The organism is Pseudorhodoferax sp. LjRoot39, from assembly GCF_964253035.1.
In the GTDB taxonomy this organism is placed as follows: Bacteria; Pseudomonadota; Gammaproteobacteria; order Burkholderiales; family Burkholderiaceae_C; genus Pseudorhodoferax.
In genome coordinates, this window is the sequence record NZ_CAXUQL020000002.1 from 460,362 (window position 1) to 484,098 (window position 23,737).

A 23,737-nucleotide genomic window follows, 5' to 3' on the forward strand; every position below is an offset into this window, starting at 1 on the left:
CCGCGTGTGATTGCATCAGCGCCGTTCCGACGCCGGCCTGAGCGCGATGAGCGCATCGACGCCAACGATCCCGTCGGCTGTGCAGATCAGCGGATTCACATCGAGCTCCGACACGATGTCGCGATGATCGGCCGCGAAGTCTCCGATCCTGCAGATGATCTTGGCCAGCGCGTCCAGGCCAATGGCGGGACTGCCGCGAAAGCCCTTGAACAGGTGGAAGCCCTTGAGGCGCCGCAGCATCGCGTGCGCCTCCTCCTGGCTGACCGGTGCCAGGGCTATCGCGCTGTCACGCATCAGCTCGACCAGCACGCCACCCAGACCGACCACGACCAGCGGTCCGAACAGCGGATCCATGCGCGCACCCACGATGACTTCCAGACCGGACGGCACCATCGGCTGCACCAGCACGCCATGGATGTCCGACGGCGCGGCAAAGCCGCCCGCGTTCTCCATGATCTCGGCATAGGCCTGGCGCAGCGCGGCGGCATCGCGGATGCCCAGACGCACCACGCCCGCCTCGGTCTTGTGCGGAATCTTCGGCGACTCGGCCTTCAACACCACGGGATACCGATCCTGTGCGGCAGTCAGGGCCTCTTCCACGGACACAGTCAATGCATCGGACACCATCGGCAAGCCATAGTCGGCGAACAAGGCCTTGGCCGCCCGCTCACCCACCACCGTGCCGGGCGCGGCCGCCAGCACCGTGGCGACCCGCTCGCGCGCGGCCGCGGGCGTGCTGGACACGACGGCGGGCTGCGGACTGCGCTGTGCCTCGCTCCACCGGCGCCAGCGCGCCATCGTGCGAAAGCAGCTGTCCATCGAACGGAACATGGCCACATGTGCACCGGCGTCCACCGGCCGCGCGCCCGGCCCTTCCAGCCACAGCGGCAGCCAGACCACACAGACCGGCTTGCCGCTCGTGCGGGCCAGCTCGTCAAGCAGTTGCACTCTTGGCAACACCTCGTCGTAGGCGTACACGAAGGGAACCACCAGCGCCCCATAGTTGGGATCGGTCATCAACGCATTCGCGCAGCGCCGGAACGGTACCGGGTCGCTGACCACCTGCGCCGTCACGTCGCAGGGATTGCGCGCTGAACCGAACTCGGGAATCAGCTCGAGCAGGATGTCCGTGGTCTGCGGCGCCGGCTGGGGCAGCGGCACATCGTTCGCCTCCGCCTTGTCGGCGCACATGATGGCCGCACCGCCCGAGGTGGAGAGCACCGCCACGCCGGGCTGGCCGCACGGGCCGGCCTTGGCGAAGAAGGCCGCTGTCTCGAGCAGCTCCTCGTAGTGCTCGACGACGATGGCGCCGGCTTGCTCGAAAGCCGCCGCATAGACGTCGTTGGCACCCGCCAGTGAACCCGTGTGCGACATGGCCGCCGCCGCACCTTGCGCGCCCGTGGCGATCTTGAACACGACGACCGCCTTGCCGGCGTCGCGGGCCAGGCTGCACGCCTGGAGCATGCGTCCCGGCTCCGCCATGCCCTCGAACAGGCACGCGATCGCACGACAGGCCGGGTCTTCGGCCAGGTAGGCCACGTAGTCGGCCACGTCGACATCGGCCGAGTTGCCGCAGGTCAACACGTGGCTCAACGCCACGCCATGCTCCACCGCCTGGCCGAGCGCGAAGCCCAGCGCACCCGACTGGCTCACCAGGCCGACCGCTGGCGCCTCCACCGGCGGTGGCGCCGGCATGGGCGTCAGAAAGGTGCAGACCGCACCGATGCCCCAGTTCACGTTGCCAATGTTGTTCGGTCCGACCAGCGGAACACCGGCGGCGCGCGCCTTGTCCACGATGCGCGATTGCAGGGCGATGTAAGGTTCGCGCCCCATCTCGGCAAACCCCGATGCGAACACGATCACGCCGCCCGCACCGATCTGTCCGCACACCTCGATCTGCTGCTCGACCTCATCGCGCGGCACCGCGAGGATCACCAGATCCGGAGTCTGCGGCAGCGCCGCGAGAGACGGGTAGCAGGCATGTCCCGCCACCTCGGCATACCGGGAGTTGACGGGCAGGATCGCACCGCGGAAGCCGCGCAGATTCTCGAACACGCGCTGGCCGAAGGCCCGGGGACGGTTCGATGCTCCGACGACCGCAATGCTGCGCGGGTGGATGAGACGCCGCAGCGCGGCGTGGCTGTACACGGGACGCGACATCGGTTACACCGGGTCAGAAGCCGATATGGAAGCCGCCATTGATCGACAGATGCTGGCCGGTGATGTACGACGCCCCTGGCGACAACAGGAAGCACACCGCCGGCGCCACCTCTTCCGGGGTGGTCCAGCGCCCCAACGGGATCTGTGCCATGTAGGTCTCGCGGAACTTGTCGCTGCGCGCCACCTCGGTCATCGGCGTTTCCACCAGGCCGAAACAAACGCTGTTGACCCGGATGCCCCAACGCGCCCACTCGCGCGCCGCGCTCATCGTGAGCCCCAGCACGCCCGACTTCGCCGCGCCGTAGTTGATCTGTCCGATGGTGCCGCGCCGGCCCGCATCCGATGACACGTTGACGATGGCGCCCGGCGCCTTGTCGCCGGCCTTCGCCTTCTCGATCATGGCCCGGCCCACCGCCTGCAGGAACAGGAACGGCCCCGACAGGTTGACGTCGATGACGGACTGCCAGGCCGCGAACGACATCTTGTCGATCATGGCGGCGCGCGTGATGCCGGCGTTGTTGATCAGGCCGTCCACACCACCGAACGCCTGCACGGTGCGTTCGACGGCCTCGGTGGCGAACAGGGGGTTGGACACATCGCCGGCGATCGACACCAATCGTCCCGGATGCGCTTGTGCCAGCGCGTTCAGGCCGTCCTCGTTCATGTCGATGGCTACCACATTTCCGCCCAGGGCGATCACCCGCTCCGCCAATCCGCACCCAATGCCTTGCGCCGCTCCCGTCACGATCACCGTACGGCCCGCAAGACCCGTCGAATCATCCATGTCTGTCTCCATGCTTGTGAATGAGGCGATGCTATTCAGCTCGCTTTTCCATGTCAACAATTTTAATGAACAGTCGTTCTGTAACTTAACGGTCGTTCAATCGTTTTCCCTGATACCGGAGTGCGGCCGAAGCACATACATTGACGACATACCGCGAAACGTCGGCGTTGTCGCGCCGACTCATCCAACCATCCATCGAAGGCCTGTCATGTCGTCACCCACCGGCTTCTCGGAAGCCACCGTCATCCGTCCTGAAAAGGAGTTCATGGAGTTCCTTTCCCGCGGGCGTTTCATGCTGCAGCACAGCCCGAGCAGCGGGCGCTACGTCTATTACCCCCGCATCGCGGAGCCACTGACCGGCGCCACTGATCTGGAATGGGTGCCCGCCAGCGGCAATGCCACGGTCTACGCGACCACCGTCAATCACCCCAAGCCGCCGTTGCCAGCCTACAGCGTGGTGCTGGTCGATCTGGACGAAGGGCCACGCATGATGTCGCGCGTCGAAGGCATCGCACCCGAGGCCGTGCGGATCGGCATGAAGCTCAAGGCGCGCATCGCCAAAGAAGGCGATCAGCACCTGGTCGTCTTCGACCCCGCCTGAATTCCCATTGCCGGAGCCCATCCCAATGAAAGACGCATTTCCCCGTGGCCAGACCGCTATCGTTGGCGCCGCCACCTTCGGCATCGGTGAAGCACCGGGGCTGGACTCGATCGATCTCGCCGCCGCCGCCAGCCTGAAGGCGCTGAGCATGGCCAGGCTGCAGCCCAAGGACGTCGACGCGGTGTTCGTCTGCCTGCCGTCGGATTTTCTGTCCGGGCTGTCGGTCTCCGAGTACCTGGGCATCCAACCGCGCTTCACCGACAACAACCGCACCGGCGGTTCGGCGTTCCTGACGCACATCCAGACCGCGGCGCTCGCTCTAACGAGCGGCCAGTGCGACGTGGCACTGATCTGCTACGGCAGCAACCAGCGCAGCGGTGCGGGCAAGCTGGTCAGCGCGCAGAAGCAGCCCTACTTCGAGGCGCTCTACAGACCGGTGATGCCGGTGTCCGCCTATGCGCTGGCGGCCTCGCGCCACATGCACGAGTTCGGCACCACCCGCGAACAGCTCGCGGCCGTGGCGGTGGCGGCACGTCAGTGGGCCAAGAAGAATCCCGATGCGTTCGCACGCGATGACCTTAGCGTGGAGGATGTGCTCAAGGCCCGCATGGTGGCGAATCCGCTCAGCGTGCGCGACTGCTGCCTGGTCACCGACGGCGCGGCCGCGATCGTCATGACACGCGCGGACCGTGCGCCCGACCATGCGGCCCAGCCCGCCTACGTGCTGGGCGCGGCCGCCGCCACCTCGCACCTGAACATCAGCGCCATGCCCGACCTCACGGTCACGGCCGCGCGGCAGTCGGGCGCGCGCGCCTTTGCGCAGGCCGGCGTCCAGGCGGCCGACATCGACGTAGTCGAGCTGTACGACGCTTTCACGATCAACACCATCCTGTTCCTGGAAGACCTGGGCTTTTGCAAGAAGGGCGAAGGCGGCGCCTTCGTCGCCGACGGCCGCATCGCCCCGGGGGGCGCGCTGCCCGTCAACACCAACGGGGGCGGCCTGTCGTGCGTGCACCCCGGCATGTATGGACTGTTCACGGTGGTGGAGGCCGTGCAGCAGCTGATGGGACAAGCCGGCGAGCGCCAGATCGCGGGCGCAAAGCTGGCGCTGGCCCACGGCAATGGCGGCACACTGTCGAGCCAGGCCACCACGATTCTCGGGACACGGGACACGCTGTGACAACACGTCCCGGCCACCGCGTGCGTCGACCCCATGCGCCGCCGCTGCGGCACGGGGCGCGCGCGTGAGCGTACCCGCACTGGACACCGCGCCACGGGCTCGCCCGGCCGCGCGGCCACGCCGGCCACGCGATTCGCGCGAGCTGCTGATCCGCCACGCCGCGCGGCTGTTCCGCGAGCGTGGGTACACAGCCACCTCGGTCCGCGACATCGTGAAGCGCGCCGGCATCGAGCCCAGTGCGCTGTATTACCACTTCGCATCAAAGGAAGCGCTGCTCGATGAAGTGCTCGACCGTTCGATGAGCTTGCTGATGCACGACGTGCGTGCCGCCGTCGAAGCGCTTCCGCCCCAGACCAGCCTGCGCGAACGCATCCGCACCGCCATCGCCGCCCACGTGCGTTCGCATCTGGGCCATGGCGACTTCGGCCTGGCGAGTCGCCATGTCATGGCACAGACGCCACCCTCGATGCGGCGCAAGCACGAGCTGCTGCGCAGCGCCTACGGCGCCTACTGGCATGCGCTGCTGGAGGAAGCGGCGCAAGGCGGCGCCCTGCGTGCCGCAGGCCATCTCGGCCTGGCGCGCATGTTTTTGATCGGCGCGCTGAACTGGACCAGCGAATGGTTCGATCTCAGAAAAGCCACCCCCGAGATCCTTGCCGACGTGTTCTGCGCCATCCTGTTCGATGGCATCTCAGCGCAGAGCATCGACACACTTCCTTCCTCCAGCACAGGCCTTCTGACATGAGCGACGTCGAACGTTTCGAGATCGAATCCATGCTGCTCGGCGCGGCCGACCAGGTGCTCGCTGCAGAGCATTCACTCACACGCACCCGTGCGTTGCGGCAGCAGGGGCCATCGCCAGATGCGGGGCTGTGGCGCAACATGGCCGAATGCGGCTGGCTGACTATGCTGCTGCCCGAATCGCTGGGAGGCGCGGGACTGGACATCGGCAGCGCCACGGCACTCGCGGCGCGCTTCGGCGCGGCACTGCTGCCGGATCCGTTCGTGGACTGCGGCGTGGCGCCGGCTGCACTGCTGGCCGCAACCGGCACAACGCCCGCAACGGCCGCGCTACTGCGGACCCTCAGTGCCGGCAGCGCACGGCCCGCCCTGGTCTGGCAGGCCGCGCCAGGCGACATCGCGCCCGCATGGCACCTGCAGCTGGAACCGGTGGCGCAGGGCGGAAAGCTGCACGGCCGCGCGATCGCGGTCGAGGCGTCGGCCACCCACTGGTTGGTGGCCGCCATGCAGCAGGGCGTTCCAGTCGTTTGCTTGCTCCAAGCCACGGCGCCGGACGTCACCGTGATGCCGCAGCGCATGGCCGACGGCAGCCGCACGGCGCAGCTCGTCTTTCATGGCACCGCCGTGGCCGCCGACGCCGTGCTGCTGCGCGGGGAAGCCGCGCAGACCGCGCTGGCGCGCGGACTCGATGATGCCCGCCTGGCGCTGGCCGCGCATCTGGCCGGCATCGCCGAGGGCGCATTCGCACAGACCGCCACCTACCTGCGACAGCGTGTGCAGTTCGGACAGCCCATCGCGAGCTTCCAGGCCGTGCGCCACAGGATGGTGGACCTGGACATTCAGAAGCGCCTGGCCTTCGCGTCCTGGCGACGCGCCGTCCAGATGCGCCAGACGCCGGGCGCCGCGCGCGACGAAGCCAGCGCCGCGATCAGCGCCGCCAAGGCACGTTGCTCCGACGTGGCGCTCACCGTGACCCGGGCAGGCGTCCAGTTGCACGGCGCCATCGGCTACACCGAAGAGGCGGACATCGGCCTGTACCTGGCCGCCGCCCATAAGCATGCGGCACAGCTCGGCAATGCCCCGACGCACCGTCGGCGGTTCGCAGCGCTGACCATGCGCGGCGTGCTGGCCACCTGATCCCGCCGCATCGAGGATTCCTTCCATGGACACCGCCCGCACGACCGACTTCGAAGCCATGAGCGACGAGCGCTTCGCCGCCCACCTGCTCGACTTTCTGCAAACCTACTATCCGCCCGCCTGGCGTCAGCCCATCGTGCTGCGTCTGCGTGGCCCGGACGAGCTCCGTTGGCTCAGCCTGCTGCGGGACCACGGCCTGCGTTCGCCTAGCCTGCCGCGCGCGTACGGCGGCATGGGCCTGTCACTGGCCAAGCAACTCGTCTACAAGCACGTGTTCGACACCTACGGCGTGGCCCGCACGCTGGACGTCGGCGGCACGCTGCTGGCACCAGTGCTGATCCGCTACGGCACGCCCGCACAGCAGGCGCATTACCTGCCGCGCATCCTGGCCTGCGAGGACATGTGGTGCCAGGGCTATTCAGAGCCGGGTGCCGGTTCCGACCTGGCCAGCCTGCGCACCACGGCACGGCGCCAGGGCGATCACTTCCTCCTCAACGGGCAGAAGATCTGGACCAGCCACGCGTCCACCGCCAGCCACATTTTCGTGCTCGCGCGCACCGGCAACTATGCAAAGCGGCAGCAGGGCATCAGTTTCCTGCTGTGCGACATGCGCACGCCCGGGATCACGGTACGGCCCATCGTCAATCTCGCGGGCGACGACGAGTTCTGCGAGGTGTTCTTTGACGAGGTGGCGGTACCGGCGGACCACCTGGTCGGCGCGCTCGACGACGGCTGGACAGTCGCCAAAAGCCTGCTGGGCACCGAGCGGCTGATCAACGGCAGCCCCGTACTCGCACGGCAGACCTTCGACTACCTGCAGCGCATGCTGGCTGCAGCCCCGGACATGCATGCGGCTGCGATAGCGGACGACCGCCTCGCCCGGCTGGCCTGCGACCTGCACGATGCCGACGCGCTGTACCAGACGGTGTGCGCGGATGCGCTGGCTGGTACCGCGCAGGACGCCGACTACTCCGTGCTGAAGGTCCTGTCGACCGAACTGTTCCAGCGGGCCGCGGACCTCCTGCTGGACCTGGCCCACGAGCGTGGCGGCAGCGGCGCGGGCTGCGGCTTCGGCGACTGGGAGCTCGACCTGCACCGGCTGTCCATGATTGCCAGGCCCGGCACCATCTACGGCGGCACCAATGAAATTCAGCGCGACATCCTGTCGCGCACCATCCTCGGCGCGCCGACAGCGGCGGCGTGAACACACCGCACGATACCGTCCGCCAGCGGATCTGGCTTGCCCTTCAAGGAGACCACAGCATGGCATCCCTCCACAGACGACATTGGCTCGGCGCGCTGGCCGCCCTGGCTGCCTTCAGCGTCGTCCACGCACAGGCCCAAAGCTTCCCGACACGCCCCATCGTTATCGTCGTCCCCTATGCCGCCGGCGGACCGACCGACATCACCGCGCGCCGGCTCGCCGAGGCCCTGGCCAAGAGCCTGTCGGCCACGGTGGTCGTCGAGAACCGGCCAGGCGCGGCAACGACGCTGGCCGCCGCCTATGTGGCTCGCTCGCCCAAGGACGGCCACACGCTGCTGATGGCGCCGGGTACCACGACCTCGATCAACCCCTACCTCTACCGCAGCCTCAACTACAAGTTCGAAGACTTCGCACCGGTATCGCAGGTCTCGCGCCAGGGCTTCGCGATCACCGCCTCGCCCACGCTGCAAGTGAAGAACCTGCAGGAATTCGTGGCCTGGGCCAAGGCGAAGGGTTCACCGGTGACCTACGGCACCACCGGCACCGGCAGCATGACCAACATCCTCGGCGAATGGATCGGGCGCACCCTGGGCATCGCCGTGACAGAAGTTCCCTACAAAGGCACTTCGCAGATCTTGCCGGACTTGATCAGCGGCCGCATCGACATGAGCGTGGACGGGTTCGCCAGCGCGATCCCGTTCCAGACATCCGGCAAAGTCAAGGTGCTGGGCGTGATGACCGAGGAGCGTTCGCCGAAGATGCCCGACGTGGGGACGACCCGCGAGTCAGGCTATCCGGTGCTGCTCGCCTACACCAACTTCGGGCTGCTGGCGCCGGCGGGAACGCCAGCCGACGTGATCGACAAGCTGCACCGGGGCGTCGTCGCGGCGGCCTCCAGCCCCGAGTTCCAGAACGTCCTGGCCGCCGGCGGCGAGCAGGCCCGGAGCTCGCCCAGTCCCCAGCAGTTCGGCGAGTTCCTACGCTCGGAATACGTGCACTGGGGCACCATCGTGAAGCCGCTGAACATCAAGCTCGACTGAGCACGACTGGAGAGACATAAACATGGCAGGACCACTCGCCGGCCTTCGCATTCTCGACCTCACGAGCGTTCTCATGGGCCCCTTCGCCACCCAGATCCTCGGCGATCTGGGCGCCGAGGTGACCAAGATCGAACCGCCCGAGGGCGACCCCGTGCGCCACCTCGGCCCCTGGCGCCACCCGGGCATGAGTGCCTGCTTTCTGCACGTCAACCGCAACAAGCGCAGCGTGGTGCTGGACCTGAAGAAACCCGAAGACCGGGCGTCGGTCCTGGCGCTGGCCGCGCAGACAGAGGTCTTCGTCACCAACGTGCGGCCCGCCGCCATGGCGCGGCTGCGCCTGTCGTATGAGGAAGTGGCGGCCGTCCATCCCGGCATCATCTACGTGGCGCTGGTCGGCTACGGGCAGGACGGCCCCTACGCCGACCGCGCCGCCTACGACGACATGATCCAGGCGGTCTGCGCGATCCCCTCGCTGATCGCGCAGGTGGGCGATGGCGTGCCCCGCTACGTGCCGCTGGCCATCGTCGACCGCATCGTCGGGCAGGCCGCGGCCACGGCCATTCTGGCCGCCTTCGTGCACAAGCAGAGGACCGGCCGCGGGCAGTACGTCGAGGTGCCCATGTTCGAAACCATGGCGCCCTACGTCCTGGCGGAACACCTGTCCGGCCACACCTACGTCCCCCCCATCGGCGAACCGGGCTACCTCCGGCTGCTGGCCAGTTCCCGCCAGGCCTACGCCACGCGCGACGGCCATGTCTGCACCATCGTCTACACCGACAAGCAGTGGCGCTCCTTCTTCCAGCTGATCGGCCAGCCGGAGCGCTGCAGCACGGACCCGCGCCTGGCCGACATTGCCAGCCGGACGCGTCACATCTCCGATCTCTACGCCGACGTGGCGGCGGCACTGAAGAACGAGACCACCGCCTACTGGCTGGAAGCGCTGGCCCGGGCCGACATTCCTGTGATGCCGCTGCACACGCTGCACTCCATCCAGAACGATCCGCACCTGAAAGCCGTCAACTTCTTTCGCGAGGTGGAGCATCCGACCGAAGGCCGCATGGTCGAACTCGCGCCCATTGGCCGCTGGTCGGATTCTCCCCCTGACGCGCCGTCGCCGGCCCCCACGCTCGGCCAGCACACGGCCGAGATCCTGGGCGCCGTGTCCGGCTGCGCGGTGCTCGCACCATGAGCGGGGCATCACCCGACACAGGCATCCGGTTGGAGCGCCTGGACGACGGCGTGGCCTTGCTGACGCTGGCGCGCCCCGAACGCCTGAACGCCTTCACGCCGGAAACGATGCGCGCGCTGCACACCGTGGTCGACGGCATCGAACGCGACGCGGCGCTGCGCGCCGTCGTGCTCGTCGGTGAAGGCCGTGGTTTCTGCGCCGGGTTGGACCTCAAAGCACTCGCACCGGAGCTGCTGGAGCCCACCTGCTCGCTGCCGGCCTGGGTCGAGGTGCAGGAGCTGTTCTCCGGCATGATGCGCCGCCTGCGGGCACTGGACAAGGTGGTGATCGCGGCCGTCCATGGCGCGGCGGTCGGCGCCGGTTTCGCGCTGGCGCTGGCCGCCGACATCCGTGTGGCAGGCCGGTCCGCCAGCTTCCATGTCGGCGCCGTCAAGATCGGCCTGACGGCGGGGGAATGTGGCATCAGCTACCACCTGCCGCGCCTGATCGGGGCCTCGCGCGCCTTCGAACTGCTGCTGACCGGCCGCCCCGTCACGGCCGATGAAGCCGAGCGCATCGGCCTCGTGTCGGCCGTGGTCGAAGATGCCGAGCTGGCGGGCCACGCGCTGGCCCTGGCACGGCAGGTGTTGCAGAACAGCCCCTACGCCACGCGCCACACCAAGCAGCTGATGTGGACCAACCTCGACACACCCAGCCTGGACGCTGCGCTGCAGCTGGAGAACCGTGCCCAGGTCATGGCCTTGATGACCGACGATTTCCGGGAGGCAGCGGCTGCCTTCGCGCAGAAACGCCCGCCGATCTTCCGCAACCAGTAGCGATTCGACCCGAGGCCTTGCCATGCATCCCCTGCTCTTCATGCGTCAATTGCTGTGCTGCGCCGCCGTGCTGGCCGCGGCCGCGGTCCATGCCCAATCCACGCGTCTGGTGGTGCCTTACAACGCGGGCGGCGCCACCGACGCCTACGCGCGCCAGCTCGCGGATGAGATGGGCAAGCGCGGCGTCCAGACCATCGTGGAGAACAAGCCGGGAGCCTCCGGCATGATCGCGGCCGACTACGTCGCGCGCTCCAAGCCCGATGGACTGACCCTGTTCATCGGATCGAACAGCACGCTGGTCAACAACGTCGTGCTGTTCGCCAAGATGCCGTACGATCCCTTCAAGGACTTCGTGCCCGTCTCGCACTTCGGCTACCAGCCGATGCTGCTGATCGCCCGCAGCAACGCGCCATTTGCGACCGTGGCCGAATACGTGGCGTATGCACGCGCCAACCCAGGCAAGATCAACCGGGCATCGGTCGGTGCCGGCAGCATTACGAACCTGTGCGCCGTGCTGCTCGACCGCGCTGCCGGCATCACCACGACGCACGTCCCCTACACAGGGGAGGCGCCACTCATACAGGCCATGCTGAGCGACCAGCTGGATGTCTACGTGGGGTCCGCCACGCAGGCCGTCGCGCACATCCAGAGTGGCAAGTTCCGCGCGCTGGCGGTCTTCGACCAAATGCGGATGGAGCAGTTTCCCGGCGTGCCGACGCTGAAGGAATCGGGATACGACATCGATGCACTGGCCTGGTTCGGCTTTGTCGCTCCTGCCGGAACGCCGCCCGCCGTGGTCGACCGGTTGGGTCGCGTCATGAGCGAGATCCTCACCAGCGACAGCTTCACCGCCAAGGCAGCGCGCATGGGTTGGATCCGGCGCAGCGGAACGCCACAGGAATTCGGCCGCTTCGTCCAGAAGGAGTACAAGTTGTGGGGACCGCTGATCAAGGATCTTGGCCTGGCCAAATCCATGTGAGGGCGTCGGCCCACGACACGCCCATGGCGCGCAAGACCGAACGGCCTAACCGACAGCATCTGCAGGCGGCTGCGGCGGGCGCTTGCCGCCAATCCTGGACAATGCGGTGTGACCATCAAGACGAACACACCAACGCCCGCCAGACCACCCAGCGCCGTCCGGCCGCGCGCGCGCGCCGGCCGCGACTCCAAGGAACTGTTGCTCGGCATCGCTGCCAAGATGTTTCGCGACAAGGGCTACGCCGGCACGTCGATACGGGACATCGTCAAGAAGGCGCGCATCGAACCGAGCGCGCTGTACTACCACTACGCGTCGAAGGAAGCGCTGCTCGACGCGGTGCTCGAACGCTCGATCCAGGCCGTGCACGACGAGGTGCGCCGCGCCGTCGAACAGCTGCCTGCCAATGCCTCGCCGCGCGAGCGCATCACGGCGGCAATCGCCACCCACCTGCGCGCGATCGGCGTCCACGGGGACTTCGCGCTGGCCAGTCGGCGCGTCATCGGAGAGGTGCCGGCCGCGGTGCGCCGCAAGCACGATGCCATGCGCGCCACCTACGGCACTTATTGGCAATCCCTGTTCGACGATGCCGCGGCGCACGGCGAGTTCGGACAGGATACCCCCCGCGGTCTGGCCCGAATGTTCCTCATGGGTGCTTTGAACTGGTCCAGCGAGTGGTACGACGCCAGGAAGAAGACACCGCAACAGCTGGCCGTCATTTTCAGCCGGATGTTGTTCGACGGCATGGGCCAGCCCGCGTCGGCGCCGCCCGCACGCACGCGCGCCGCCCGCGTCGGCTGATCACGGCAACGCGCCGTCCTGTCGCTGTTGGCGCGCAGTGTGCGCCAACCGCCCGATCGCACGGCGCGCCGCCCGCCGTCGCCGCCTGACTCTTATGCAGGCTCAGCGCCTTCCCCCGGGCATCGTCGAGCGCCCCAGACTCCTCACGCGGCTCGCGGATGCACGCCAGGCCACCTGTGTGCTAATCCAGGGACCGGCCGGCAGCGGCAAGACCATCCTCGCGCTGCAGTGGCGCGCCGAGCTCATCCCCCACGGCCACGACTGCGCCTGGTGCATGACCGGCGCTGGCGACGACGCGGGCCACCTGTTGGAGAACCTGTACGCCAGCCTGGACCGGGTCGATCCGGCCATCGCGCGCGAATGCGCCGCGCTGTATGCCCCCGGGGATGGCATCGTCAACGCCGACCACATCGCCATCGCACTGCTCAACGGCCTGGCGCGCCACCCGCGGCCCTTGGTGCTGTTCATCGACGACTACCATCACGTCACGGACCGGTGGATGCACGCGATCGTTCAGACTTTGCTGGACTTCGCACCACCGCATCTGCGCCTGGCCATCGTCTCGCGCACGGCACCGCCACTCGCGCTGGCACGCGTGCGCGATGCCGGTGCCCTGGTGGAGCTGCACTTTTCCGATCTGCGCTTCACGTTCTCGGAAACCCATGCACTGCTGCGCGCGCGCGACCCCGGCGTGGCCCGCCGCGACGTGCGGCTGCTGTACGACCAAACCGGCGGCTGGGGCGCCGGCCTGCGGCTGGCCGCACTCCATCCGCAGCCTGGCGGCGGCGCGGCCCTTCGGCGCACGCCACTGCAGCACGCCGACGACTTCGAGGCCTACTTCGATCGGGAGATCCTGGCGCGCATGCCAGCCGCCGAACGCGACGCCATCGCTCGGATGTCGGCCCCCCACCGCTTCAGCGATGCGCTGGCTGCCGAGCTGCTGGGGATGGAGGCTGGCATGGCGCTGATGGACCAGCTGCGGCGAGACAACGTGTTCCTGCTGCCGGCGGAAAGCGGCACGCGCGAACTGTGGTGGCGCTTCCACCCGCTGTTCCGCGACGTGATGCAACAGCGTTTCCGATTGTTCACGCAGGCAGAGCAGCGCGACACGCATGCGCGTCTGGGCCGCTGGTTCGGCCAGCGCAAGCTCTTGCCCGAGGCCGTGCGCCATTGCGTGGCGGCCGGTCAGCCCGAAGTGGCGGCGGACTGGGTCGAATGCCATGCACGCAGCATGTTCGTCGTCGGCGAGATGCGTCCGCTGGTGCGCGCAGTGGCCATGCTCCCCCTCGCGCTGATGGACACGCGCGGATCGCTGCGTCTGTGGGTCGCTTGGGCCCAGCTATGCTATCGCCAACTGGACGACTGCCGTGCCAGCATCGCACTGTTGGCGGCTGGCACGCTGCGGGACGATGGCGATGCCCGTAGCCAGCGCACCTTGCTGGAAGGCTGTCTCGCGATCCAGAGCGAAGACACCGATGCGGGCGAACGCCTGGTCACGGCACTGGCGCAGCTTCCGGCCGGCCCCGATGCGATGTTGGCGGGCGGGCGGCGCAACATCCTGGGCTGGCTGCACATCCACCAGGGCCGCTTCGAAGCGGCGCGCAGCCTGCTCGACCAGCCCCCCCTGTTGCTGGGTGACGGCACGCCCCTGCTCAATTCGGCCTTCGGCGCGTTGCAGAGCCGGTGCATGCTCGGCTATGCGCATCTGCGCGAAGGCGACCTGCGCCAGGCCGAGGACATCCTGCACGATGTGCTGAACACATCGGACCGCAGCATCGGCATGTTCAGCGAGCCGGCCTGCAACGCCGCCAGCTTCCTCGCCGCGGTCTGGTACGAAGGGAACCAGCTGGACCGTCTGCACACCGTTCTGGAGCCACGGTTCAACGTCATCGAGCGCGTCGCACTGCCGGAAGCCCTGGTGTGCGCGGCGCTGCCGCGCATCCGGCTCAGTGCCCTCGAAGGCAACCAGGAGGAAGCCTTGTCGGAACTGGACCGTCTGGAGGAGCAGATTGGCCGCCGCCAGTTGGTCCGCGCGCGGGGCTATGTGCTCGCCGAGCGTGCCCGCATGCTGTTGCGCATCGACCGCCGTGACGCGGCCGCGCACAGCCTCACTCAGCTCGAAGCCCTGGCAGAGGGGCAGCCCACGCCCCACGCGGCCACCGGACGCGAGCTTCTCGGGCTGGCGCTTTCGACCCGCGCGTACGCCCTCAAGTCGAGCGGCGACGCCGAGCGCGCGTTGTCGATCCTCCAAGGGCTCGCGCTGAGTGGCACGTACGCCGGCCAGACGCGCCGCAGCGTGCAACTCGAAGCGGGCATTGCGTTGCTGCTGGAGCAGCTCGGCTTCAGCGACCAAGCATGCCGGCGCATGGAGGGTATCCTGTCGGCGGCGCGCAAATCAAGCCTGGTGCGATCGCTGCTGGATCTCGGCACCGCCGTGCTGGACCTCGGTGACGTCGCGCACCGAACGGGCCTGCTGACGCCCGGCAGCAGCTTTTACCTGGAGCACCTGAAAGTGCAGAACGCCCTCGCCGGCCGCCGCACGCCGACAGCGACGACCCTTGCGCGCCCGGACGCTCCGAGCGAACGCGAGCGCGACATCCTGCAGACGCTGGCGTTGACCATGTCGAACAAGCGGGTGGCACAGACGCTGGCCATCTCGCCGGAAACGGTCAAATGGCATTTGAAAAACATCTACGCCAAGCTCGGCGTATACGGCCGTGACGATGCGGTGGCCAAGGCGCGCGCCCTCGGCTGGCTGCAGGGGCCTGGCGAGGGTTCATCCATGCAACGGTACAGCCAGGAGGGACTGGTCCTCTGAGCAGGACTTTGCACTTGAACCATTGCGGCAGCGGTGCCCCACAGGCGTTTGCCGCAAGTGCAAAGCTTGGTGAGAACGACCACCCCATCGATGCCGTCCAGGTCCAGGACAGCCGCACCAGACGCTGACGCACATCGACCATGAAACTCAAGGAACTGCAGAATTTCATTGCCGTAGCCACGACCGGCAGCATCCGCGCGGCAGCCCGCCAGCAAGGCCTGACGCCGCCCGCGCTGACACAGAGTATCGCGCGGCTGGAAGAAGAGTTGCACGTCCCCTTGATCGTCCGCACGACGCGGGGGGCCGTACTGTCCAAGTACGGGACCGCATTCCTGCAACGCGCGCGCCTCATCACGGGAGAAGTGGAGAAGGCCAGCGAAGAAATGGCGCAGATGCTCGGCGAGCGAGGTGGCTTGGTGACCATTGGCTCGTCCATGACGCCAGCGATCACGATCCTGCCGCTGGGCATCGCACAGTTTAGGCAGGACATGCCGGAAGTTCGCGTCAACATTGTCGGCGGCATCTACCATCAACACCTTGCGCCGTTGCGGTCCGGTGAAATGGATTTCGCGATCGGGCCCATCCCCTCCTCCGGACTGGACGCCGATCTCGAAGTCGAGACTTTGTTCGAGAACAATCTGGCCATCGTGGCGCATCGCACCAATCCGTTGCTGCGGGCCCGTTCCCTCGCTGAACTGGTGGATGCCGACTGGATCGTCACGGGCCCGCAGACGCAGGGCCCCGGTGCCACGCTGGCGGACGCCTTTCGCGAACACGGCTTCACGCCACCGCGGGCCATGATCCAGTGCGATTCCATCCTCATCCTGCAGACGCTGCTGGCCAGCACCCGCATGATCTGCGTGCTGCCACGCCAACTGCTGCTGCAGTCGCCCTGGATCCACACGGTCGCCGCAATTCCTGTGGCCGAGGCACTGCCCCGGCACCCGATCAGTCTGTTCCGCCTCGCGGACTCGCCGCTGGTGCCGGCGGCGGCGCACCTGGCGACGCTGCTGCGCCGCCAATCTCATTACCTGACGTCCGCAACCCACGGGTGACGGCGCCCGCCGACGACCGAGCGGCGCATGCAGCATTGCCCGACGCGGCGTCTCGGCCGGCGTCGCCAGTGGGGGCGGCCCAGGCAGCGCCATGGCCGACTTGCGGCGCCCGGCGGCGGCGACCTGTCACGGAGCGCCAACGTGCAACGTGCGCTCGCTCAGCGTTGATTGGCTTGGGGAACGCCAGGAATCTTGGTACGCACGCGCCAGACTTCGTTTTTGAAGGACTCCAAGATGTAGAGCGCCCCCTCCCAGAACGCGAGGTTGGTGGTTCCAATGCCGGCTTCTGCGGGAAGGCGAATGGCACCGTAAGCAAAGCCCTGCCGATCGAAAACCACGACTTCGCCGCCGCGTTGATGCGCGACGTAGACGTTGCCGGCGACATCGATGGCGATACCGTCGGGGCCATTTCCGCCCACGAGGGTGGCAAACACGTAAGGCACGGCGCCAGGGTTCAACACACCGGGCGACAGCAGCGGCAGTGCGATGATGCGGCTGGTCGCATAGTCATTCACATACAGCAGCTTTTCATCGGGCGAGAGTGCGACACCATTCGGGAACGCGAACGTGTTGCCAACCACGACCAGGTCGCGAGGCTTGCCTGCGCCATCGTCGGGCGGCATGTAGAACACGCGTCCATCGGGCTTCACGGCACTGGAGCCGTAGGGTTCGGTGAAGTAAATGCCACCGGCGCTGTCGATCACACTGTCATTGAGCCCGCGCAGTGTTTCGTAGCCATGTTTGCTGCGCAGTGTCCGTGTTTCCCCGCTGACCGTGTCGAGGGACAGCAGCTGCCGGTCGCGGTCGGTGATGATGAGCCGGCCCTGCCTGTCGAAGCGGGCGCCGTTCGGGGCTCCTCCGAGTTTGAAGGCGACCGTGCATTGGCCCGACGGTGTCGCCTTGAGAATTTCTCCTGAGCTCAATCCCGTCATCCACAGGTTTCCCGTGCGGTCGAACGCCGGGCCTTCAACGAACTTCCCGTCGCCGCAGCTCGCGAATTTCTCGACTTTGCAGTCCCCACAGATTGCCGCCATGTCGAGTCTGGCCTGGGTATGTCCGGGCGCAGACGTCAGGGTCGCGGCAGCCAGAAAAAGCATGGCAGCGAGATGGCGGCGCAGGTGCGCTGAAGGTCGTGGCAGATTGGACCGTGCTTTCATTGAAGTGTCTCCTGCGTGAACGAATGGTGAGAAACGGATACCTGGGCTGACGTTCGTGCCGCCGCTCGGCTTTTCCGGGACCTTCATGGTGTTCGGCCAGGCGCCATGCAGCGCCTCGTGGAGACGCAGGTCGGCGCTGATGGCGGCAGAAAGCCCGGGCGTGAACGGCTCGACGATCGGCCCTGAGTTCGGTACGAACGCTGACCAAGGCATCCACCTGGCAGGATGGATGTTATGGACTCTCTGCCAAGCGTCCCCCCCCGCATTGGGGGGGGTGCCAGCTCGCTGCATGTGCCATGGTTCGACCTCGGTTCAACACTGCGGCGCAGTGCAGAACAGCACCCTGACATGGCGCAACGACCCGGACGGCCGAGGGTCCGCACCTTCGCGCCACCTGCTAAGGCGCGCTTAGCGCTTGAGACAGCAGCGAAGCTTATCCCTTGGGCGGCACCTGCCTACGATGGCCGCACAGCAACGAGCTCCAGGCCGACAGCCCCGGGGGCAGGAGACAAGCGATGGCACAGACAGGCAATACCGTGCTGCTCGAGCAGACGGGGGAACATCTGACCACACGCAAGAAGTTCGGTCAGTCGCGTGGCAGCCGTCAGGTTCGGCGCCGTGGCCGCGCAGCCCGCTGCCATGCGGGCGTGTTCAGCAGCGCCGATGCCCGCCACCGGGACACAGTCGGCCGCCGCATCGTCCAGGCCGGCATGAGCGTACGCCAGACCTTTTGCGAACGGCACGGGGCCCGATGCGGGCGCTCTCCCACCGTGCTGCAGTGGCCGATGCTCGGCATGCGCCGGGGCGGCTCCCTCCTCCACACCGACTGAATATGGAAGCCATGCCATGACCTTGCCTGCGACAGCGCCCGCGCTCCCGCCGCGCCTGCAACCCTACCGCCGCGACGAACTGCTGCGCCTGCTGGCCCCGCGCAGCCTGGCGGTGGTCGGCGCCTCACCGCGCAAGGGTTCGTTCGGCGACCGGGTGCTGGCCAACCTGACCCGGTTCGACGGGCAGGTCTATCCGGTCAACGCCGGCCACGCCAGCATCGCTGGCCTGCGCGCCTATGCCCGCATCGAAGACCTGCCGGCCGTGCCCGATTGCGCCGTGCTGGCCGTGCCGCGCGATGCGGTGGAAGACTGCGTGCGCGCCTGCGCTGCCGCTGGCGTGGGCGGCGCCATCGTGTTCGCCTCGGGCTATGCCGAGACCGGCAGCGACGAAGGGCGCGCGCTGCAATTGCGGCTGGCCCGCATCGCGCACGAAACCGGCCTGCGCATCATCGGCCCGAACTGCATGGGCCTGGCCAACTACGCCAGTGGCGCACTGATGTCGTTCAGTTCCTACCACGCGCAGGAGCCGCTGCCACCCCAAGCGATCGGCGTCGTCAGCCAGTCGGGGGCCCTGTCCTTCTCGCTCGGTGAAGCGATCCTGCGCGGCACCGCCTTCAGCCATCTTCTCAGCGCAGGCAACTCCTGCGACGTGGACGTGGCCGACCTGGTCGCCTTCCTCAGCGAAGAGCCCAGTTGCCGTTCCATTGTCTGCGTGCTGGAAGGCATGCAGAACCCGCTGCGCCTGCGTGAGGCTGCCCGGCTGGCATGGGCCGCAGGCAAGCCGCTGATCGTGCACAAGCTGGCGACGGGCGCGGAAGGTGCGGCCGCCGCCGTGTCGCACACCGGCTCGCTGGCCGGCTCGCACGCCGCCTATTTGGCCCTGTTCGAAGACACGGGCGCCATCGTCGCGGAGCGTTTCGAGGACATCCTCGAGATGGCCGCGTTCTTCGCCAAGGCCCCACGCGCCAGCGCCGAAGGCGTGGCCGTGATCAGTTCCTCGGGCGGCGCCGCCATCATGGCGGCCGACTTCGCGCAGAAGCACGGCGTGCCACTGCCCCAGCCCTCGCAGCAGGCCACGGCGACGCTGGCACGCTGCATTCCCGACTTCGGCTCCAGCCGCAATCCCTGCGACGTGACGGCTGAGGTCATCAACGACCCCGCCTCCCTGGCCACCTGCGCGCGGGCGCTGCTGGCCGATGAGGTCTATGGCACGCTGGTGCTCGCACAGCCCCAGGACTACGCACCGGCGGCGCAAAGGGTCCGCATGCTCGGCGAGCAGGCACCGCCGCGCGGCAAGATGGCCTGCAACGTGCTGGTCTCGCAATGGCCGGACGGACCGAGCGCCAGGGAATCCGAGCTGCATCCCCACGTGGCGCTGTTCCGCTCCATGGACCGCTGCTTCGCCACGCTGGCGGCCTGGCACCGGCGCGAGCGCCTGCTGTCCGCGCCGGCCGAGACATCCCCCGGGTCCCGCGCACTGCCCGGAGACGCCGCAGGCACGGCGGCCGCGCTGTTGGCCGAGGCCGACGGTCAGGTGATGGGCGAAAGCCATGCCAAGCGGCTGCTCGCGGCCTACGGCATTGCCGTCACGCGCGAGGAACTGGTCCAGACCTCGGCCCAGGCCGAACGCGCGGCCGAGGCACTGGGCTACCCGGTGGCGTTGAAGGTGCAGTCGCCCCAGTTGCCGCACAAGACCGAGGCCGGCGTGATCCGCCTGCACCTGGCCGATGCGCAGGCCGTGCGCGCGGCCTACGAGGCCATCCTGGTCAACGCGCGCGCGGCAGGAGCGCATGTGCAGATCGAAGGCGTGGTGGTCCAGCAGATGCTGCCCGCCGGCCTGGAGATCATGGTGGGGGCGCGCAACGACCCCCTGTTCGGCCCGCTGGTCGTGGTTGGCCTGGGCGGCGTGCTGGTGGAGCTGCTCAAAGACACCGTGACCGCGCTCGCCCCCGTGGGCCCGGCCCAGGCGCTGCGCATGCTGGCCGGCTTGCGCGGCCGCGCGCTGCTGCAGGGCTTTCGTGGCGCGCCCCCGGTGGACACCGGTCGCCTGGCCGATGCCATCAGCAGGATCTCGCAGCTCATCGCCGACCACCCGCAGCAGATCCAGGAGATCGACGTCAATCCCCTGGTGTGCGGCCCCGACGGCATCACCGCCGTGGACGCCCTGGTCGTCACGCGCCCGCATCCCGCCTAGACCGAGCTTCCATCAATGAAGGAGACACGCATGCACAAGACCACCCCTCCCCTGTTCCAGCGGCGCACCCTGCTGCAAGCCAGCGGCGCCAGCATCGCGGCCAGCACCTGGCCCGCCTGGGCGCAGGACTTTCCGGCCAGGCCGATCACCGTCATCGTGCCCTATGCAGCCGGCGGCCCCACCGACGTCAGCGCGCGCCTGCTCACCGAGGAGATGGGCCGCGCGCTCGGCACGCAGATGCTGATCGACAACCGGCCCAGCGCTGGCGGCATCGTGGCGGCAGGCATGGTGGCCAAGGCAGCGCCGGACGGCTACACGCTGCTGCTGTCGGTGGGCACCATCGTCAGCACCAATCCGAGCCTGTACAGCAAGCTGCCCTACAAGGTGTCGGACTTGGCGCCCATCGCCCAGTACGCGCGCTGGCCGTACGTGATCAGCGCCGCACCGAACTTGCCGGTGAAATCGGTCGCCGACCTGGTGGCGTACGCCAAGCAGCGGCCCGAAGGCGTGACCTTCGCCACCGTGGGCCAGGGCACACAGTCGCACATCATTGCCGAATGGATCGCGCGTCGGCTCGGCATCAAGATCCAGACCGTTCCGTACAAGGGCGTGTCGCAAGCCGTGGCCGACCTGGCGACTGGCCGAGTCGACCTGCTGACCGACGGCATCTCGACCGGGGTGGTCAACCACCAGGCCGGCAAGCTGCGCATCCTCGCGTCGATGGGCGAGGACCGGTTCTTCCTGCCCGAGGGCGTTGGGACCTTCGTGGACGCCGGCTACCCGGATCTCGTGGCGTATTCGGAGTTCGGTCTGATGGCACCGGCGGGCACACCGGACGCCGTGGTCAAGAAGCTGTACGGCGCGATGGCCGCCACGCTGGGGTCGGCCGGCGTGCAGGCCAGGATGCGCGGCCGCGGCGAGGCGCCCGCGCTGTCGCCCAGCCCCCAGGCCTATGGCGACCATATCCGCCAGGAAACCGTCCGCTGGGCGGAATTGATCAAGCCACTGAATGTGCGGCTGGATTGAGCCGTGCGCAAATCGATGCAGCCAAGCGCCATGCACAGGACCGGCCACGGCGGCCCACCCCTGCATGCCGTGGTGCCGCCGACCTCATTTCCCACATTGACAGGAAGCTGACATGTCCGTATTGGAGATCACCCGTCTGGATGCAACGGCCGTTCTCACGATGAACCGCCCGTCCGCCCGCAACGCACTGGATCTGGAACTGCGCAACGCGTTCGCCGAAGCGATTCCCGCCGTGCGCGACGATGAGGGCGTGCGCGCCGTAGTGCTGACGGGCACAGGCGGGCACTTCTGCGCTGGCGGCGACATCCGCGGCATGCGCGGTGGGCAAGGCGGCACCGACATCTTCGAAGGCCGCCAACGTATCGTTTCGATGCAGCGCTGGTTCGACGAGCTGGTCGACCTGGAGAAGCCCGTGATCGCGGCCGTGGAGGGTTCGGCCTTCGGCGCCGGTCTGTCGCTGGCGTTGGCGGCCGACTTCGTGATCGCCGATCCGAGCGCCACCTTCTGTTCGGTGTTCGCGCGCATCGGCTACGTGCCCGATCTGGGTGGCATGTACCTGCTGCCGCGTGCCGTCGGCCTGTCGCGCGCGAAGGAGATGGCGTTCACGGCACGCGTGCTCGATGCCACGGAAGCGCAGGCGATCGGCATCGCGCACCGTGTGGTGGACCACGGTTCGGTGCTGGACGCTGCCCTGTCGTTGGCCGAGCGCTTTGCGCATGCGCCTGCCGGCGCGATCGGCATCATGAAATCGGTCATGAACCATGCATTTGAGTCCGAACGGCGCACCGTCTATGCCCAGGAGGCCATGGCGCAGGCCATGTGCCGAGAGAGCCCGTTCCACAAGGAAGCGAGTCAGCGCTTCCTGAACAAGCAGGCGCCGCTCTACCAGTGGCCCAAGGAGGGTCCATGAACGGGTCCGACGATCGCCATGCTCTGGAATCGACGTTCGCCAAGGTCCACGTGATGGCGCTGGTGCGCGCCAAAGGATCCCGCAAGCGGCATGGCTGCGGGGCCGTTGGTCCGCTCCTCAGGCCACCATCTCCAAACGCAGGAAGTCCAGTACGCTGACGTCGCGCGCGCACAGCGCGGCGCCGGCCACGTCGTTCCAGTACGACTCGGAACCGCCCGCATGTCGCCAGGCATGCAGGCGGCGCGTGTAGAGCTGAAGATCTAGCTCGGCCGTGAACCCGATGGCGCCATGGATCGCATGGCTGGCCGCGGCGACCTCGAGCGCCGCCTCGCTGGTACGCGCCTTCGCCACGGCGACCTGCAGCCGCGCCGGCAAGGCGTCACTGGAGGCGCAGCCGATGCGCGCCGCCATGTCCGAGGCGAACACGTGTTCGGCCATCGTGGCCAACTGGTGCTGGATCGCCTGGAACTTGCCGATCGGCCGGCCGAACTGCTCACGCTCGTTCGCATACGCCAGCGTGCGCTCGAAAACGCTCTTCATGGCGCCGGCCAGCTGCGCCGCCGCGGCGCAGGCCTGCAGCGCATGCACATCGACCACCGGCCACCCGGACAGCGGCCGTAAGGCACTGGCGGGCCATGTGATGCGGCGGTCCAGGCTGGCCCCAATGGGCTCCACGCGGCCCTCGGCCACCGGCAGCAAGCATGGCCGCCCCTTCCACGGCGCCACGACCCAGTCGGCAGCGGCGGCCCCCCAGGCCTGGGCGCACAGAACGCTGGCGTTGCCCTGCGGCGACAGCTCCGCGCCGAAGGCCACGCTTCCCACGGGCCAAGGCGTACCGGCCTGCGAGAACAGCGCCCGCGCCAACATGGTCTCGGCCAGCGGCACAGGCACCAGGTACTCGCCGCACAACGCCATGACGGGGCCGCATTCGCGCAGCGACAGCTCGGCGCCGCCCAGGGCCTGCGTCGCGAGCATGTTCGCGAAGCCCGTCTCCTCGATCGCCTCCCACAGCGCGGCGCCATGGGACGTCGATTCGACGGCGCGCACGAGGGCTGGCGTGCAATGCGTTTGCAGCAGGCGCGCTACCGCCTGGGTGAACAGATCATCCATTGCGCTCTC

General features: G+C 68.0%; 20 protein-coding genes. 16 read left to right on the forward strand and 4 right to left on the reverse strand.

Annotated elements, in window-relative coordinates:
• Nucleotides 1-15: 15 nt before the first annotated feature.
• Nucleotides 16-2,148 carry an acetate--CoA ligase family protein gene (locus ACSQ4M_RS37435; protein WP_436194540.1) on the reverse strand — a complete coding sequence of 711 codons (2,133 nt, stop codon included), beginning with the start codon at nucleotides 2,146-2,148 and terminating at the stop codon, nucleotides 16-18.
• A 25-nt stretch (nucleotides 2,149-2,173) separates the two neighbouring features.
• A complete protein-coding gene (locus ACSQ4M_RS37440; RefSeq protein WP_436194541.1) occupies nucleotides 2,174-2,944 on the reverse strand; it encodes an SDR family NAD(P)-dependent oxidoreductase in 771 nt (256 codons plus the stop codon).
• Nucleotides 2,945-3,152: 208 nt separating this feature from the next.
• On the opposite strand from ACSQ4M_RS37440, the gene ACSQ4M_RS37445 reads away from it, so the two are divergent.
• From ACSQ4M_RS37445 to ACSQ4M_RS37500, 12 genes are all read left to right on the forward strand, one after another.
• Nucleotides 3,153-3,545 carry a Zn-ribbon domain-containing OB-fold protein gene (locus tag ACSQ4M_RS37445; RefSeq protein WP_436194542.1) on the forward strand — a complete coding sequence of 131 codons (393 nt, stop codon included), beginning with the start codon at nucleotides 3,153-3,155 and terminating at the stop codon, nucleotides 3,543-3,545.
• A gap of 25 nt (nucleotides 3,546-3,570) precedes the next feature.
• Nucleotides 3,571-4,725 (forward strand): thiolase, encoded by a 1,155-nt coding sequence (locus tag ACSQ4M_RS37450; protein ID WP_436194543.1) that lies wholly within the window; start codon nucleotides 3,571-3,573, stop codon nucleotides 4,723-4,725.
• Nucleotides 4,667-5,470 (forward strand): TetR/AcrR family transcriptional regulator, encoded by an 804-nt coding sequence (locus ACSQ4M_RS37455; RefSeq protein ID WP_436194544.1) that lies wholly within the window; start codon nucleotides 4,667-4,669, stop codon nucleotides 5,468-5,470. The genes ACSQ4M_RS37450 and ACSQ4M_RS37455 overlap by 59 nt, the downstream gene beginning before the upstream one ends.
• Nucleotides 5,467-6,603, forward strand: coding sequence for an acyl-CoA dehydrogenase family protein (locus ACSQ4M_RS37460; protein ID WP_436194545.1), 1,137 nt, complete (start codon nucleotides 5,467-5,469; stop codon nucleotides 6,601-6,603). Before ACSQ4M_RS37455 ends, ACSQ4M_RS37460 begins: the two co-directional genes overlap by 4 nt.
• 25 nt (nucleotides 6,604-6,628) lie before the next feature.
• Nucleotides 6,629-7,807: an acyl-CoA dehydrogenase family protein gene (locus ACSQ4M_RS37465; protein ID WP_436194546.1), complete on the forward strand. Its 1,179-nt coding sequence runs from the start codon at nucleotides 6,629-6,631 to the stop codon at nucleotides 7,805-7,807.
• 59 nt (nucleotides 7,808-7,866) lie between these two features.
• The gene (locus tag ACSQ4M_RS37470) at nucleotides 7,867-8,847 is read left to right on the forward strand and encodes a Bug family tripartite tricarboxylate transporter substrate binding protein (protein WP_436194547.1); all 981 of its coding nucleotides are present in this window, start codon (nucleotides 7,867-7,869) and stop codon (nucleotides 8,845-8,847) included.
• A 22-nt stretch (nucleotides 8,848-8,869) separates the two neighbouring features.
• On the forward strand, nucleotides 8,870-10,036 hold the full coding sequence (locus tag ACSQ4M_RS37475) for a CaiB/BaiF CoA transferase family protein (protein WP_436194548.1): 1,167 nt from the start codon (nucleotides 8,870-8,872) through the stop codon (nucleotides 10,034-10,036).
• Nucleotides 10,033-10,851, forward strand: a complete 819-nt coding sequence (locus ACSQ4M_RS37480; protein WP_436194549.1) for an enoyl-CoA hydratase/isomerase family protein — start codon at nucleotides 10,033-10,035, stop codon at nucleotides 10,849-10,851. The genes ACSQ4M_RS37475 and ACSQ4M_RS37480 overlap by 4 nt, the downstream gene beginning before the upstream one ends.
• Nucleotides 10,852-10,918: 67 nt before the next feature.
• Nucleotides 10,919-11,830: a Bug family tripartite tricarboxylate transporter substrate binding protein gene (locus ACSQ4M_RS37485; protein WP_436194550.1), complete on the forward strand. Its 912-nt coding sequence runs from the start codon at nucleotides 10,919-10,921 to the stop codon at nucleotides 11,828-11,830.
• 108 nt (nucleotides 11,831-11,938) lie between these two features.
• The gene (locus tag ACSQ4M_RS37490; RefSeq protein ID WP_436194551.1) at nucleotides 11,939-12,628 is read left to right on the forward strand and encodes a TetR/AcrR family transcriptional regulator; all 690 of its coding nucleotides are present in this window, start codon (nucleotides 11,939-11,941) and stop codon (nucleotides 12,626-12,628) included.
• A gap of 94 nt (nucleotides 12,629-12,722) precedes the next feature.
• Nucleotides 12,723-15,446, forward strand: coding sequence for a LuxR C-terminal-related transcriptional regulator (locus tag ACSQ4M_RS37495; RefSeq protein ID WP_436194552.1), 2,724 nt, complete (start codon nucleotides 12,723-12,725; stop codon nucleotides 15,444-15,446).
• A gap of 140 nt (nucleotides 15,447-15,586) precedes the next feature.
• Nucleotides 15,587-16,501 carry a LysR substrate-binding domain-containing protein gene (locus tag ACSQ4M_RS37500; RefSeq protein WP_436194553.1) on the forward strand — a complete coding sequence of 305 codons (915 nt, stop codon included), beginning with the start codon at nucleotides 15,587-15,589 and terminating at the stop codon, nucleotides 16,499-16,501.
• A 158-nt stretch (nucleotides 16,502-16,659) separates the two neighbouring features.
• On the opposite strand, the gene ACSQ4M_RS37505 is transcribed toward ACSQ4M_RS37500, so the two are convergent.
• A complete protein-coding gene (locus tag ACSQ4M_RS37505; RefSeq protein WP_436194554.1) occupies nucleotides 16,660-17,658 on the reverse strand; it encodes an SMP-30/gluconolactonase/LRE family protein in 999 nt (332 codons plus the stop codon).
• Between the two features lie 515 nt (nucleotides 17,659-18,173).
• Between ACSQ4M_RS37505 and ACSQ4M_RS37510 the strand changes: the two genes are divergently transcribed.
• From ACSQ4M_RS37510 to ACSQ4M_RS37525, 4 genes are all read left to right on the forward strand, one after another.
• Nucleotides 18,174-18,488 carry a hypothetical protein gene (locus ACSQ4M_RS37510; protein WP_436194555.1) on the forward strand — a complete coding sequence of 105 codons (315 nt, stop codon included), beginning with the start codon at nucleotides 18,174-18,176 and terminating at the stop codon, nucleotides 18,486-18,488.
• 16 nt (nucleotides 18,489-18,504) lie between these two features.
• The gene (locus tag ACSQ4M_RS37515; protein WP_436194556.1) at nucleotides 18,505-20,682 is read left to right on the forward strand and encodes an acetate--CoA ligase family protein; all 2,178 of its coding nucleotides are present in this window, start codon (nucleotides 18,505-18,507) and stop codon (nucleotides 20,680-20,682) included.
• Nucleotides 20,683-20,712: 30 nt separating this feature from the next.
• Entirely contained in the window at nucleotides 20,713-21,708 is a 996-nt protein-coding gene (locus ACSQ4M_RS37520; RefSeq protein ID WP_436194557.1) for a Bug family tripartite tricarboxylate transporter substrate binding protein, read from the forward strand.
• A 112-nt stretch (nucleotides 21,709-21,820) separates the two neighbouring features.
• Nucleotides 21,821-22,618, forward strand: a complete 798-nt coding sequence (locus ACSQ4M_RS37525; RefSeq protein ID WP_436194558.1) for an enoyl-CoA hydratase/isomerase family protein — start codon at nucleotides 21,821-21,823, stop codon at nucleotides 22,616-22,618.
• A gap of 117 nt (nucleotides 22,619-22,735) precedes the next feature.
• Here ACSQ4M_RS37525 and ACSQ4M_RS37530 read toward each other — a convergent pair whose 3' ends face one another.
• The gene (locus ACSQ4M_RS37530) at nucleotides 22,736-23,728 is read right to left on the reverse strand and encodes an acyl-CoA dehydrogenase family protein (RefSeq protein WP_436194559.1); all 993 of its coding nucleotides are present in this window, start codon (nucleotides 23,726-23,728) and stop codon (nucleotides 22,736-22,738) included.
• Nucleotides 23,729-23,737: the final 9 nt, after the last annotated feature.